This is a genomic window from Variovorax sp. GW821-FHT09D07, from assembly GCF_059416345.1.
In genome coordinates this window covers 1-13,270 of record NZ_JBWKOY010000017.1, presented here as the reverse complement: position 1 = coordinate 13,270, position 13,270 = coordinate 1, and the positions used below count along the sequence as shown (strand labels likewise).

General features: G+C 68.9%; 13 protein-coding genes, 3 tRNA genes and 1 pseudogene. 13 read left to right on the top strand and 4 right to left on the bottom strand.

The features are described 5' to 3' along the window. Positions 1-5 precede the first annotated feature (5 nt). Together AC07OX_RS31195 and AC07OX_RS31190 are read right to left on the bottom strand one after the other, a co-directional pair. Complete coding sequence (locus tag AC07OX_RS31195; protein ID WP_495262770.1) at positions 6-1,121, bottom strand: type VI secretion system protein; 1,116 nt, start codon at positions 1,119-1,121, stop codon at positions 6-8. A gap of 17 nt (positions 1,122-1,138) precedes the next feature. Beyond that, on the bottom strand, positions 1,139-2,464 hold the full coding sequence (locus tag AC07OX_RS31190; RefSeq protein WP_492733676.1) for a DotU family type IV/VI secretion system protein: 1,326 nt from the start codon (positions 2,462-2,464) through the stop codon (positions 1,139-1,141). A gap of 253 nt (positions 2,465-2,717) precedes the next feature. Between AC07OX_RS31190 and AC07OX_RS31185 the strand changes: the two genes are divergently transcribed. Then, entirely contained in the window at positions 2,718-3,419 is a 702-nt protein-coding gene (locus AC07OX_RS31185; protein ID WP_095743417.1) for a response regulator transcription factor, read from the top strand. 9 nt (positions 3,420-3,428) lie between these two features. Here AC07OX_RS31185 and AC07OX_RS31180 read toward each other — a convergent pair whose 3' ends face one another. Then, positions 3,429-4,661 (bottom strand): NUDIX hydrolase, encoded by a 1,233-nt coding sequence (locus AC07OX_RS31180; RefSeq protein WP_495262771.1) that lies wholly within the window; start codon positions 4,659-4,661, stop codon positions 3,429-3,431. Positions 4,662-4,740: 79 nt separating this feature from the next. Here AC07OX_RS31180 and AC07OX_RS31175 point away from each other — a divergent pair, with 79 nt between their 5' ends. After that, entirely contained in the window at positions 4,741-5,418 is a 678-nt protein-coding gene (locus AC07OX_RS31175) for a phosphoglycolate phosphatase (protein WP_495262772.1), read from the top strand. A 16-nt stretch (positions 5,419-5,434) separates the two neighbouring features. On the opposite strand, the gene AC07OX_RS31170 is transcribed toward AC07OX_RS31175, so the two are convergent. Continuing rightward, complete coding sequence (locus AC07OX_RS31170) at positions 5,435-6,040, bottom strand: chalcone isomerase family protein (protein ID WP_095743420.1); 606 nt, start codon at positions 6,038-6,040, stop codon at positions 5,435-5,437. 334 nt (positions 6,041-6,374) lie between these two features. Between AC07OX_RS31170 and trpE the strand changes: the two genes are divergently transcribed. The 11 genes and pseudogenes from trpE to AC07OX_RS31115 form a co-directional block, all read left to right on the top strand. Next, positions 6,375-7,877 (top strand): anthranilate synthase component I, encoded by a 1,503-nt coding sequence (trpE, locus tag AC07OX_RS31165; protein WP_056584602.1) that lies wholly within the window; start codon positions 6,375-6,377, stop codon positions 7,875-7,877. Then, the gene (locus AC07OX_RS31160; RefSeq protein WP_495262773.1) at positions 7,874-8,266 is read left to right on the top strand and encodes a GxxExxY protein; all 393 of its coding nucleotides are present in this window, start codon (positions 7,874-7,876) and stop codon (positions 8,264-8,266) included. Before trpE ends, AC07OX_RS31160 begins: the two co-directional genes overlap by 4 nt. Next, positions 8,263-8,847: an aminodeoxychorismate/anthranilate synthase component II gene (locus AC07OX_RS31155; protein WP_070063896.1), complete on the top strand. Its 585-nt coding sequence runs from the start codon at positions 8,263-8,265 to the stop codon at positions 8,845-8,847. Before AC07OX_RS31160 ends, AC07OX_RS31155 begins: the two co-directional genes overlap by 4 nt. Before the next feature lie 6 nt (positions 8,848-8,853). Further along, complete coding sequence (ltaE, locus tag AC07OX_RS31150) at positions 8,854-9,912, top strand: low-specificity L-threonine aldolase (RefSeq protein ID WP_495262774.1); 1,059 nt, start codon at positions 8,854-8,856, stop codon at positions 9,910-9,912. Positions 9,913-10,109: 197 nt separating this feature from the next. Next, a complete protein-coding gene (gene trpD / locus AC07OX_RS31145; RefSeq protein ID WP_495262775.1) occupies positions 10,110-11,132 on the top strand; it encodes an anthranilate phosphoribosyltransferase in 1,023 nt (340 codons plus the stop codon). Positions 11,133-11,169: 37 nt separating this feature from the next. Then, positions 11,170-11,970, top strand: a complete 801-nt coding sequence (trpC, locus tag AC07OX_RS31140; RefSeq protein WP_354346577.1) for an indole-3-glycerol phosphate synthase TrpC — start codon at positions 11,170-11,172, stop codon at positions 11,968-11,970. Further along, positions 11,967-12,689: a uracil-DNA glycosylase gene (locus AC07OX_RS31135; protein ID WP_095950912.1), complete on the top strand. Its 723-nt coding sequence runs from the start codon at positions 11,967-11,969 to the stop codon at positions 12,687-12,689. Before trpC ends, AC07OX_RS31135 begins: the two co-directional genes overlap by 4 nt. 94 nt (positions 12,690-12,783) lie before the next feature. Further along, a tRNA-Tyr gene (locus AC07OX_RS31130) sits at positions 12,784-12,869 on the top strand. Between the two features lie 65 nt (positions 12,870-12,934). Further along, a tRNA-Gly gene (locus AC07OX_RS31125) sits at positions 12,935-13,008 on the top strand. Between the two features lie 42 nt (positions 13,009-13,050). Beyond that, a tRNA-Thr gene (locus AC07OX_RS31120) sits at positions 13,051-13,125 on the top strand. A gap of 73 nt (positions 13,126-13,198) precedes the next feature. Further along, a pseudogene (locus AC07OX_RS31115) lies at positions 13,199-13,270 on the top strand (GTP-binding protein); the annotation flags it as partial.

Sequence of the window (13,270 nt, the reverse complement as noted above, 5' to 3'; positions counted from 1 at the left end):
CGGCCTCAGCGCAGTTCCGCCGGCACCGTGGGCGCAAAGCGCCCGGGCCGCACCAGCGGCTGGTCCGCCGGCAGGAAGCGGCCGAACAGGTCGCTCACGAACGCGGCGCCCGTGCCGTTCTCCGACGCCGTCGCCGTGAGGTACAGCCCGCGCCAGCGCGGCGCGCGCACCCCCTTGCCGTGCCCCTCGAACAGCCCCTGCGCCACTTGCCGCAAGGCCGGTTGCAAGGTGCGCACGCTCTCCACGAAGCCATGCAGCGCGAGCCGTCCCGCGGGGCCCGGCTGCTCGCGCAGCAAGGCCATGCGCAGGCCGTGCAGCTGCGCCACGAGCGGATCGAACAGCGCATCGAGCCGGTCGGCGGCGCGCGCTGCGTGCGCCGCGAACGGGTGCTCCACGCGGTGGCCGAGCGCCTGCGCGAGCACCTCGGGCGGCAGCGCGGCGCGCAGCGTGGCGTAGCCCTTGAGGCCTTCGAGGCCCGTCACGACGAGGTAGACCGGCAGCTGCAGGCGCAGCGTGTCGCTGGCCTCGTCGAGCAGGCGGCGCATGTTCGCGGTGGCGCGCTTGCGCAGGGCCGGGTCGCCGTGCAGCAGGTCGCCGGCCGCCACGCACACCACCACGCCGTGCAGCGGCAGGCGTTCGCGCCGCTCGGCAAGCGCCAGCAGCGACTGCAGCCAGAGCCCGCGCGCGGGCGCCGTGCCGGCCTGGTCGCCGATGGCGTCGGGATGCAGCTCGATGGCCGTCAGCGCGCCGGTGGTCCACCAGCGCCACCAGGGCGTGCCGGGTGCCTCGTGCGGCGGCGGCGCCACGCACTCGGCGCGGGCCGCCGAGAGCAGCCCCGGCAGCCCGGTGGCCGGACCGCCGATGAAGAGGAACCACGGCGCCGTCGCGCGCGTGCGCGGCGCCTGCCGCAGCGAGGTGCGCGCCTGTGCCATGGCCTCCTTCAGCGCGTCGACGGCGGCGTGGTCGGCGGGCGCACCGAGGGCGTCGACGCGCCGAAGCAGTCCGCGCCGCCGCGCGCCGCGGCCGGCATCGCGCACGGCGGCGTACAGCAGCGCCAGGCCGGCGAGGCAGACCGCGAGCAGCGGCCAGAAGAGGTGCACGGGTGACAGCGTGTCGAACATGGTGGGGGAGGGCGAGGTCAGCGCGCCACGGTTTCGAGGGAGATGAAGTCGGCGATCAGCCGCTCGCTGTTCCTGCTGGCCGCCAGCGCCTCGCGCAGGCGCAGCAGGTAGGCCGAGGCCATCTCGTACGGCGGGCGGTCGGAGGTTTCGCTGAACGGCATCGGCGCCGACAGCACGGTGATCAGCACGTTGCCGAAGGGCGGGCTCACGAGCCAGCTCGAGGGAATGTCGGACCCGAGTTCCAGCGACTCGCCCGCGCGCAGCCGCGTCGGGGCCGGCCCGGTGTTCAGGTGCATCACGGAACCATCGGCGGTGTAGTAGTCGACCCAGATGTAGCTCTCGTGGCGCGGCGCCACCACCTGCACGCGCACCGCGTCGCCCTCGCGCAGCCGGCCGTCGCGCGCGGACGGCGCGCTCACGCTCAGCCCGTGGTTCTTCTGGCGGTTGCGCGCCTGCGAGGGCTTGAGGATGGCGAACACCTCGCAGTGCGGCCACACGCGCAGCCCGATGTCGAACTGTGGTGCGCGCACGCCGGGAATGGCCGCGACGTCCTCCGCCACCTTGAGCAGGTCGTCGCGCTGCGAGACGAAGCCGGTCACGCGCGGGCGGCCGTCGGGGTCGATCGAGGCTTCGAGGTCGGCGCAGGCGTAGCTGGCGAGTTGCCGGTCGATGCGCTGCGTGAGCGCCGTGCCGGCGGCCGGCGGCCCCGCCAGCCAGTGCCACAGCAGGAAGAGCGCGGGCACGAGCACGGCCAGCGCGGCGCCGGTGCGCAGCACGGTGCGGTCGCGCCGGCGCATGTCGGCCGGGCCGCGCGGATCGGGCACGCCGTAGGGCTGCGGCGTGATGTGGTCCTGCGCGAGGCTGCCGAGTTCGAGCGGCGGCGGTTGCAGCTGCCGGCCGTGCAGGTCCTTCAGCTTGCCGAGCTCGCCCTCGTCGCCCGACTCGAAGTAGTACTGGCCCTTGAAGCCGTGCGCCAGCGCATGCCAGTAGACCTCGCGCACCGCGTGGTCCTGCGCACCGAGCGCCGAGAGGTGGTGAAAGAACTCGCTGTGCGCGTTGTTGGAGTTGAACAGCTGCACCTGCAGCGGCGCGGCGCCGTCCACGGCGTCGGGGTGGCGCGCCAGGATCTCGTCGAGCCACGCGACCATGGCAAATGCGGCCGACTCGATCTGCGTGGCGGTGGCGCCGGCCACGTCGGCGTCGGCGCGTGCGATGTCCAGCAGGCGCAGGGCCTCGCGCTGGGCGTCGCCGTGGGTGAGGGTGGGGTGGCCGGCCGCGATCGATGCGTCCAGGCCGAGACCGAAGGCAATGAAGGGCGAGAAGCAGTCGAGCAGGCGGGCCATGAGGGATGCCCGCTTCTCAAGCGTGCATTGCGAAGCATGCCTTGCACCGGCGTCTGCAGCGATCGCACATGCCCATGTCCCCGGTCGTTGGAGTGGGCGTTCATTTTTTCAACGGGCCCACGGGGCCGCCATACCGCTTGGGGTCTATGCCGTTGGTGGGGCGCGGCGGCCTTGCTGGACGGGGCAATCGCCGTTATCTTCGCAGTCGCAGAAGAATCCAATGCACATTGACGTTGGGACACTGGGGTATGCCATGAAAATTCTGATCGCCGACGACCACCGGCTCGTCATCGAGGCGGTCAAAGCCAAGTTGTCGGAGCTGGGAGCTGGCATCGAGTTCGTCCTGGCGCTGAGCGTCGACGAACTGCTTGCCGGCGCGACCGACGATCTCGACCTGGCCCTGATCGACCTCAACATGCCCGGCGCGGACGGGCAGGCCCACATCGACGAGATCCGGCGACGACACCCGGCCGTGCCCGTGATCGTGCTGTCGGGCTACGAAGACCCGTCCATCATGCGCAGCGCGCTCGAACGCGGCGTGCTCGGTTTCATTCCCAAGGCCTATTCGCCCGATGTCATGCTGTCGGCCGTGCGCCTGGTGCTGGCGGGCGGCGTGTACGTGCCGCCGATGATGCTCACGGCGCTGCCGCCGGGCATCGTGGCCGGCGTGTCGCCGTCGTCTGCCGCGGCGGGCGAGCCCTTTGCGCGCGGCGGCAACGGCGGTGGCGGCACCCAGACCCTCGAACACCTGCGCAGCGTGCTCACCGAGCGGCAGGTCGAGGTGCTGCAACTGCTGTCGCAAGGCAAGCCGAACAAGCTGATCGGGCGCAGCCTGGGCATCAGCGAAGGCACGGTGAAGATCCACCTGGCCGCCATCTTCCGCGCGCTCAACGTGCGCAACCGCACCGAAGCGGTGGTGGCGGCGCAGGCGCTGACGGAAGCGCAGCAGGCCTGAAGACGCGGCTCAGTCGGCGAGCGCCGACGCCGGGCGGCGCATGAAGCCGCGCGCGGGCACGATCCATTCGACGCGGTGATCCGTCTCGACGGCGGTGGTCGTTGCGTCGTCCGTGAACAGCATGCGCTCCTCGGCCAGCAGGAAGCGCTGTGCCCCCAGCACCTGGAGCGTGGCGCCGCCGAGGTCCAGGGCCTGCGGCGCAGCGTCCGCCGACAGCACCCATCGCACCGGCCCGGGCGCCGCCGCCCGCAGCGCGGCTTCGTGCGCCGCGTCGCCGGGCGCACGGTTGATGAGCGCCCAGCCCTCGGTGCCGCCGATGAGAAAACTGTTGAGGCCGCTGTCGTGCACGACGCGCACCACGCGCGCGGACAGCGGCGTGACCAGGCCCGCTTCGAGCGCATAGCGGCCGCCGCCCTGGCCGTCGGGATCGAGGTGCCCGATCTCGTCGTAGGCGGGCTCTTCCATGTTCACCGGGCGTCGGCCCTTGGGACCGTCGGCCAGGCGCGGCATGGTCAGCGGAATGCGGCGCAGTGCGCGCGCGTGGGCCATGAAGTCGTCGACGCGGGCGAAGGTGGCCAGGTGCTCGAGCACGCGCCGCGTCACGTTCAGCAGCTTGAGGCCGCGTTCGGGGCTGACCGCGTCGGCGGGCTTCAGCCACAGGTGCTCGACGGTCTCGCGGCCGTCGGGGCGAACGTCCTGGCCGGCGGGCATCGCGGCGGCGAAGAAGCGCGTGTCGAAGCGGCGCGGCATGCCGGGCGGGGTCAGCCAGTGGCTGAAGTACGCGATGCGGTCGACGGCGAGGCACCAGCCGCGCTCGGCGCACAGGGCGAGCAGGGCGTCGGTGCTGCGCTCGGCGGCGGCGCGCATCGCGTCGAGTTCGCCCGACGTGAGCGAGAGCAGCTCGACCGGCCGGCCCTGCGCATCGTTCGCGAGCAGCAGCCCGGCTTCTTCGAAGCATTCGCGGATCGCCGCTGCGTGGAAGTCGAGCCCGCCTTCGGGCAGGCCCAGCCGCGCGCTCGCGGCGGCGTCGTCCAGGCCCGCGCACAGCGGGTGCAGCAGGCGGTCGTGCGCATCGACCATGCCACCGGGGAAGACGCTGGCGCCGCTGTTCTGGTCGTTGGCCTTCTCGGCCCGCCGCAGCATCAGCACCTCGAGGCCTTCGGGGCCGTCGCGCAGGACGACGAGCGTGGCGGCGGTGCGGATGGGGCGAGGGGCGGAGGGCGGGGGCGTCGTGGGGGTCATGGGCGCCTATTTTGCGGCCGGGGGACAATGCGTGCCTCGCGCATCCACCACCCACTTCGCTCCCTGGGAGCCGCCTGTCTTGGACACTCTTCGCACCGATCTCTCCCGCTTCGACGCCGCCATCGTCGACCTCGACGGCACCATGGTCGACACGCTCGGCGACTTTGCCGAGGCCCTGAACCGCATGCTGCGCGACCTCGACCTGCCGCCGGTGGCGCCCGCCGCCATCGAGCGCATGGTGGGCAAGGGGTCGGAGCACCTGATCCTGTCGGCGCTGGCGCACGTGGGCGCGCCGGCCCCGGCGGCGCTGTTCGATCGTGCGTGGGAGCGCTACCAGCACCACTACCTCGAGATCAACGGCCGGTATTCGGCTACCTACCCTGGCGTGGTCGAGGGCCTGAAGGCGCTGCGCGCGCGCGGACTGCGGCTGGCCTGCCTGACGAACAAGCCGACCTCCTTCGCCAAGCCGCTGCTGGCCGCGAAGGGGCTCGACGGCTTCTTCGAACAGGTGTTCGGCGGCGATGCCTTCGAGCGCAAGAAGCCCGACCCGCTGCCGCTGTTGAAGACCTGCGAGGCGCTGGGCACGGTGCCCGCGCGCACGCTGATGGTGGGCGACTCAAGCAACGACGCGCGTGCCGCGCGCGCCGCCGGCTGCCCCGTGGTGCTCGTGACCTACGGCTACAACCACGGCGAGCCGGTGCGCGGCGTGGATGCGGACGGGTTCGTGGAATCGCTGGCCGACCTCGCGGCGGCCTGACGGGCCGCCCGGCTACTTACTGCTTTCCGAGCAGCGCGTCCTTCAGCTTCCAGTCGGCCGGGTTCGGGCCGAGCCAGATGCGCATCAGCGCATTGAAGAACGCCACTTCCTTCACCGGGTCGGGCTGCGGCACGCCGCGCACCGTGATCAGCGTGCCCGTGCCGGGCACCCAGTCGATGGTGAAGGTGTCGCCGGCCTTGAGCTGCTTCTGGTCCGCGAACATCTGGCCCATGCGCAGCAGCCCGGGGATCAGGTTGACCATTTCGCTCTTGGGCGAGTTGTCTTCCACGCCCTTGACGAAGAGCTTGCCGAGCTCGTTGGCGTCGATGTCGCGCAGCATCGTGATCGCCACGCGCTTGGGGCCCGGCACGGCCAGCGCCTCTTCGGTGGTCGACGCCTTCTTGCCCAGGTACAGGCCGGCCGTGTAGACCTTGATGATGGTCTTGTAGCGGATGCCCGCGCCGTTGAGCACCAGCGGGGCGCCGCGCAGGTCCATCTGGTCGTCGAGCTTGACGCCGGCCACCTCGACCTGCGCCGCGAAGGCACTGCCGCAGAGCGCGGCCGAGAGGACAGCGAGCGCCGCGAGGCGGGAGAACACGGCCGGGAGCAGGGGTGCGAGCAAGTGAGTCTCCTTGAATTTGCGAACGGTCGTGCGAATGTATCTTTTCGTTTTATCCCGCAGGCTCCGGGGGAACCCTGAAGCCTGCGGTTGCACAAGGCCTGGTTTTCGTGGGCTAAACTCGGCGCTCCATGTTCGTTCATCACATCATTCAAACAGGTGAAGGCAGCCGGGGAGCCTGGCCCTGGCGTCGCCATACATCGCTGACTGTTTGATTGCGCGGCGCACGCCGTGCGCCCGCGGTTCCGAGCCGGCACGCATGCCGGCACCGGGCCACTCTCGTGAATGACCTTGCCACCGGCCAAAGGAGCGTCGGCAGGCAACTGGAGAACGATCCGTGATCACCGAACTTGAATTCAAGAGCCTCAGCGCCCAGGGCTACAACCGCATCCCGCTGATGGCCGAGGCCTTTGCCGACCTCGAAACGCCGCTTTCCCTCTATCTGAAACTCGCCCATTCGCAGGGCGGTGGCAAGCACAGCTTCCTGCTCGAATCGGTCGTGGGCGGCGAGCGCTTCGGGCGCTACAGCTTCATCGGCCTGCCGGCGCGCACCTTGCTGCGCGCCTCGGGCTTCGGCGACGAGGCCGTCACCGAAGTCGTGACCGACGGCCAGGTCGTCGAGACCGCCAAGGGCAACCCGCTGGACTTCGTGGCCGACTACCAGAAGCGCTTCAAGGTCGCGCTGCGGCCCGGCCTGCCGCGCTTCTGTGGCGGCCTGGCCGGCTACTTCGGCTACGACACCGTGCGCCACATCGAGCGCAAGCTCGAAAAAAGCTGCCCGCCCGACGCGCTGGGCTGCCCCGACATCTTGCTGCTGCAGTGCGAAGAACTCGCCGTCATCGACAACTTGTCGGGCAAGCTCTACCTCATCGTCTACGCCGACCCGAAGCAGCCCGAGGCCTACGCCGTGGGCAAGCGTCGCCTGCGCGAGCTGAAGGACAAGCTCAAGTACTCGGTGAGTGCGCCCGTCGTGAAGCCCACGCAGGCGCATCCGCCCGAGCGCAGCTTCGCCAAGGCCGACTACCTTGCGGCCGTGGAGCGCGCCAAGGAGATGATCGCCGCTGGCGACTTCATGCAGGTGCAGGTGGGCCAGCGCATCAGCAAGCGCTACACCGAATCGCCGCTGTCGCTGTACCGCGCGCTGCGTTCGCTGAACCCGTCGCCCTACATGTACTACTACAACCTGGGCGACTTCCACGTGGTGGGCGCCTCGCCCGAGATCCTGGTGCGCCAGGAGAACACGGGCGACGGCGAGCAGAAGATCACCATCCGCCCGCTGGCTGGCACGCGCCCGCGCGGCGCCTCGATCGAACTCGACAAGGCGGCCGAGGTGGAACTCATCAACGACCCGAAGGAGCGCGCCGAGCACGTGATGCTGATCGACCTGGCGCGCAACGACATCGGCCGCATCGCCAAGACCGGCACCGTGAAGGTGACCGAGGCCTTCGCGGTGGAGCGCTACAGCCACGTGATGCACATCGTGAGCAACGTCGAAGGCACGCTGAAGGACGGCATGACCGCCATCGACGTGCTCAAGGCCACGTTCCCTGCTGGCACGCTGACCGGCGCGCCGAAGGTGCATGCGATGGAACTCATCGACCAGCTCGAGCCCACCAAGCGCGGCCTGTACGGCGGCGCCTGCGGCTACATCAGCTACGCGGGCGACATGGACGTGGCCATCGCGATCCGCACCGGCATCGTGAAGGACCAGATGCTGCACGTGCAGGCCGCGGCCGGCGTGGTGGCCGACTCGGTGCCCGAGCTGGAGTGGAAGGAAACAGAAGCCAAGGCGCGCGCACTCCTGCGTGCCGCCGAACTGGTCGAGGAAGGCCTGGAATGAGCAACGTACCCGACATCCAGAACGACTTCTCGCACGAGATCATCGGCGCCGCCGTCGAGGTGCAGCGCGTGCTCGGCACGGGGCTCGACGAAGGGGCCTATGCCGCAGCGCTGGCCATCGAACTCGCCGAGCGCGAGATCGGCTTTGCGCGCGACGTGGCGCTGTCGGCCAGCTACAAGGGCCGGTCGCTCGGCGAGGTGTACCGCGCGGGCTTCGTGATCGAGCAGTCGGTCATCGTCGAGCTGCGCGCCGTCGATGTGCTGACCGACCTGCACCGCGCGCAGGTGCTGGCCGCATTGCGCCTGTCGGGCCTGAAGCTGGGCCTCCTGATCAACTTCAACGTGTTCCCCGTCGTCAAGGGCGTGCACCGGATTGTGAGCAAGCCATGAAACTGCTGATGATCGACAACTACGATTCGTTCACCTACAACATCGTCCAGTACTTCGGCGAGCTGGGGGCGGACGTGCAGGTGCACCGCAACGACGAGATCACCGTCGAGCAGATCGGCGCGCTGATCGCTTCGGGCGTGACGCGGCTGGTGGTGTCGCCGGGTCCGTGTTCGCCGGCCGAGGCGGGCGTGTCGGTGGCGGCCATCGAGGCCTTCGCGGGCAAGCTGCCGATCCTGGGCGTGTGCCTGGGCCACCAGGCCATCGGCGCAGCCTTCGGCGGCAAGATCGTGCGCGCGCAGCAGCTCATGCACGGCAAGACCAGCGAGATCACGACTACGCAAGAGGGCGTGTTCGCAGGGCTGCCGCAGAAGTTCATCGTCAACCGCTACCACTCGCTCTCGATCGAGCGCGAGAGCTGCCCGAAAGAACTGGCTGTCACCGCCTGGACCGACGACGGCGAGATCATGGGTGTGCGGCACACCGGCTTTGCGCACGACGTGCGCATCGAAGGCGTGCAGTTCCATCCTGAATCGATCCTCACCGAGCACGGCCACGCCATGCTCAAGAACTTTCTGGACTGACCCACCATGACCGAACGCTCTCCCATCGTCGACCTGCGCAGCGACACCGTCACGCAGCCCACGCCCGCGATGCGCGAGGCCATGGCGGCTGCGCCGCTGGGCGACGACGTCTTCGGCACCGACCCGAGCGTCAATGCGCTGCAGGAGAAGATCGCCGCGCTGCTGGGCTTCGAGGCGGCGCTGTTCGTGCCCACCGGCACGCAGAGCAACCTGTGCGCGATCCTGTCGCACTGCGGCCGCGGCGATGAGTACATCGTCGGCCAGCAGGCGCACGCCTACCGCTGGGAAGGCGGCGGCGCCGCGGTGTTCGGCAGCGTGCAGCCGCAGCCGCTGGACCACGCGCCCGACGGCACGCTGCCGCTGGCGCAGATCGAGGCCGCCATCAAGCCCGACGACGCGCATTTCGCGCGCACGAAGCTGCTGGCGCTGGAGAACACGCTGGGCGGCAAGCTGCTGCCCTTCGAGTACGTGCAGGCCGCGACCGACCTGGCGAAAAGCAAGGGGCTGCAGCGGCACCTGGATGGCGCGCGGCTCTTCAATGCCGCCACCGCACAGGCCGCGCTGAACAAGCGCAGCGACATCCGCGCCGAAGCCCGCCGCATCGCGCAGTGCTTCGACAGCGTGTCGGTGTGCTTCAGCAAGGGCTTGGGCGCACCGATCGGCTCGACGCTGGTCGGTTCGCGCGAGTTCATCGCGCGCGCCCACCGCATCCGCAAGATGGCGGGCGGCGGCATGCGGCAGGCCGGCCTGCTGGCGGCCGCGGCCTCGCATGCGCTCGACCACCACATCGACCGCCTGGCCGACGACCATGCACTGGCGCAGCGCCTCGCACAGGGGCTCGAGGGCATCGAGGGTCTGAAGGTCGAGGCGCCGCACACGAACATCGTGTTCGTCGATCTCGCGGGGGCGGCGCAGGCGCGTTCCGCGGCGCTGCTCGCCAGCCTCAATGAGCAGGGCATCCTCGCGACCGGGCTGTACCGCCTGCGCTTCGTGACGCACCTGGATGTCGATGCCGCGGGCGTCGACCGCGCCGTCGCGGCGATCCGCGGCTTCTTCAAGGCTTGAGAAGGTGTGAACGAACCCGCCATGTCCGCTCATCCCGCCCAGACACGCCCCCTCGGCGTTGCAAATGCTCGCCATAGCCCGAGCTATGGCTGCGCTTTGCGCCTTGATGGGGCGCGCCTGGGCGGGCTGCTCGGCCACGCCGGATTCATTCACACCTTCTGAAGCCTGGCTACACGCACACACCGAGGAGACCCTTCATGATCACCCCCCAGGAAGCGCTGCAGCGCACCATCGAACACCGCGAAGTCTTCCACGACGAGATGCTGCACATCGTGCGGCTCATCATGAGCGGCGAGTGTTCGCCCGTGATGATGGCCGCACTGATCACCGGCCTGCGCGTCAAGAAGGAAACCATCGGCGAGATCACCGCCGCCGCGCAGGTGATGCGCGAGGTGTCGACCAAGGTGCCCGTGGCCGACACCACGAACCTCGTGGACATCGTGGGCACCGGCGGCGATGGCTCGCACACCTTCAACATCTCGACCTGCTCGATGTTTGTCGCGGCCGCGGCGGGCGCCAAGGTGAGCAAGCACGGCGGGCGCAGCGTGTCGAGCAAGTCGGGCAGTGCCGACGTGCTGGAGTCGCTGGGCGTCAACATCAACCTCAAGCCCGAGCAGATCGCGCAGTGCATCGCACAGGTCGGCATCGGCTTCATGTTCGCGCCGAACCACCATCCGGCGATGAAGAACGTCGCGCCGGTGCGCAAGGAACTCGGCATCAAGACGATCTTCAACATCCTCGGCCCGCTGACCAACCCGGCCGGCGCACCGAACATCCTGATGGGCGTGTTCCACCCCGACCTCGTGGGCATCCAGGTGCGCGCGCTGCAGCGCCTCGGTGCCGAGCATGCGGTGGTGGTCTACGGCCGCGACGGCATGGACGAGATCTCGCTGGGCGCGGCCACCATGATCGGCGAGCTCAAGGACGGCGAGATCCGCGAGTACGAGCTGCACCCGGAAGACTTCGGCTTCCAGATGGCGAGCAACCGTTCGCTGCGCGTCGAGACGCCCGAGCAGTCGAAGGCCATGCTGATCGGCGTGCTGGACAACCAGGCCGGCCCGGCGCTGGACATCGTGCTCCTCAATGCGGGCGCGGCGCTGTACGCGGCCAACGTGGTCGACTCGGTGCCGGCGGGCGTAGAACATGCGCGCCAGGCCATCGCATCCGGTGCGGCGAAGGCCAAGCTCGACGAGCTGGTCAAGGCCTCCACCTCCTTCTGAGAATCAGGCCGTCGTGCCACCGAAAGCAGAGCAAGCCATGTCAGACATTCTCGACAAGATCGTCGCCGTCAAACGCCAGGAAGTCGCTGCCGCGCTGAAGCGCGCCCCGCTCGAGGCCGTGCGCTTCGACGCCGAAAGCCGCGTGCTCACGCGCGACTTCGAGGCCGCGCTGCGCGCCAAGATCGCGGCCGGCCAGGCGGCGGTGATCGCCGAGGTCAAGAAGGCCAGCCCGAGCAAGGGCGTGCTGCGCGAAGACTTCATTCCGGCCGACATCGCGCAAAGCTATGCCGAGGGCGACGGCGTGGTCAGCGCGGCCTGCCTCTCGGTGCTGACCGACAAGCAGTTCTTCCAGGGCGGCGTCGACTACCTGAAGCAGGCGCGCGCCTCGTGCGACCTGCCCGTGCTGCGCAAGGATTTCATCGTCGACGCCTACCAGGTGTACGAGTCGCGCGCGATGGGCGCCGACGCGATCCTGCTGATCGCCGCCTGCCTCGACGACGCGCAGATGAAGGACTACGAGGCCATCGCGCGCGGGCTGGGCATGGCGGTGCTGGTCGAGGTGCACGACGCGGGCGAACTCGATCGCGCGCTGAAGCTCAAGACGCCGCTCATCGGCGTGAACAACCGCAACCTGCGCAACTTCGAGGTGTCGATCCAGGCCACCATCGATTTGCTGCCGAAGCTGCCGGCCGATCGCCTGCCGGTGACCGAATCGGGCATCGCCACGCGCGAGGACGTCGCCACGCTGCGCGCCGCGGGCGTCAATGCCTTCCTGGTCGGCGAAGCCTTCATGCGCGCCAAGGAACCCGGCGAGGCGCTCGCCGCATTGTTCAAATGACGCGGCCGGACCAGCTGTCGAGCAGCGATCCTGCCGACTGGCCGGTGGCGCCGGGCTGGCAGCCGCTGGTCGACGATTTCTTCGCCAGCGCGGTCGGCCAGAAGCTGCAGGGTTTCCTGCGCGAGCGCCTCGACGCCGGGGCGGTGATCTTTCCGCCGCAGCCGCTGCGGGCGCTGGAACTCACGCCGCCGGAAGACGTGCGGGTGGTGATCCTGGGCCAGGACCCGTACCACGGGCGCGGGCAGGCCGAGGGGCTGGCCTTCTCGGTGGCGTCGGGCGTGGCCCTGCCGCCGTCGCTGCGCAACATCTTCAAGGAACTCCAGCGCGACCTGGGCACGCCGCCGCCGGCGTTTCCGAACCCGGGCGGCAGTCTCGTGAAATGGGCGACGCACGGCGTGCTGCTGCTCAACACCTGTCTGACGGTCGAGGAAGCCCAGCCGGCCAGCCATGCAGGCCGCGGCTGGGAGGTGCTGACCGACGCCGTGATTCGCCATGTGGCGCAGGGTGAGCGACCTGTTGTTTTTATGCTATGGGGCTCGCACGCGCAAAGTAAGCGTGCGTTGATCGACGTTGGGCGCCATAAGGTGCTGATGTCGAATCATCCCTCGCCGCTTTCTGCGCTCCGGCCGCCGGTTCCGTTCATCGGTTGCGGTCATTTTGGCCAAGCCCGTGCGTGGCGTGAGGCGCAGCAGTCGGGAGGCTCCGAACTTCGCTCATAATCAGAGGCTTCACACCTCGAGCAGGTTTCCATGCTTCATCTTTTGCTGGGAATCCTGTGTAGTCACAAAATCGTGCTATATTTCGAGGTTCGCCGGAGAGGTGGCCGAGTGGTTAATGGCAGCAGACTGTAAATCTGCCCTCTTACGAGTACGCTGGTTCGAATCCAGCCCTCTCCACCAGCGATGAATTTGGTTTCTAAGAGCGATTGGATCTAGCGCTTTGGGTGCCTTGAAGTGCCCCCGATGCGGGAGTAGTTCAATGGTAGAACCCCAGCCTTCCAAGCTGATGACGCGGGTTCGATTCCCGTCTCCCGCTCCAGAGACCCGGTTCGGCGCCGGAAGCGATTTGGTTAGAACAAAAGCCCTTTTGGCTCAGTGGTAGAGCACTCCCTTGGTAAGGGAGAGGTCGCGGGTCCGATTCCCGCAAAGGGCACCAGTTTTCTGGGGTTGCAACGACAGGCTTGCGACCCATCTGCATGCGTTGAAATCGTTTTTTTCGGAGTCGAAAAATGGCAAAAGGTAAATTCACCCGCACCAAGCCGCACGTGAACGTGGGCACGATCGGTCACGTTGACCACGGC

Coding starts and splice junctions, on each gene's coding strand:
- AC07OX_RS31195 (WP_495262770.1), bottom strand. CDS start 1,121: ATGTTCGACACGCTGTCACCCGTGCACCTCTTCTGGCCGCTGCTCGCG.
- AC07OX_RS31190 (WP_492733676.1), bottom strand. CDS start 2,464: ATGGCCCGCCTGCTCGACTGCTTCTCGCCCTTCATTGCCTTCGGTCTC.
- AC07OX_RS31185 (WP_095743417.1), top strand. CDS start 2,718: ATGAAAATTCTGATCGCCGACGACCACCGGCTCGTCATCGAGGCGGTC.
- AC07OX_RS31180 (WP_495262771.1), bottom strand. CDS start 4,661: ATGACCCCCACGACGCCCCCGCCCTCCGCCCCTCGCCCCATCCGCACC.
- AC07OX_RS31160 (WP_495262773.1), top strand. CDS start 7,874: ATGAGCAACGTACCCGACATCCAGAACGACTTCTCGCACGAGATCATC.
- AC07OX_RS31155 (WP_070063896.1), top strand. CDS start 8,263: ATGAAACTGCTGATGATCGACAACTACGATTCGTTCACCTACAACATC.
- ltaE (WP_495262774.1), top strand. CDS start 8,854: ATGACCGAACGCTCTCCCATCGTCGACCTGCGCAGCGACACCGTCACG.
- trpD (WP_495262775.1), top strand. CDS start 10,110: ATGATCACCCCCCAGGAAGCGCTGCAGCGCACCATCGAACACCGCGAA.
- trpC (WP_354346577.1), top strand. CDS start 11,170: ATGTCAGACATTCTCGACAAGATCGTCGCCGTCAAACGCCAGGAAGTC.
- AC07OX_RS31135 (WP_095950912.1), top strand. CDS start 11,967: ATGACGCGGCCGGACCAGCTGTCGAGCAGCGATCCTGCCGACTGGCCG.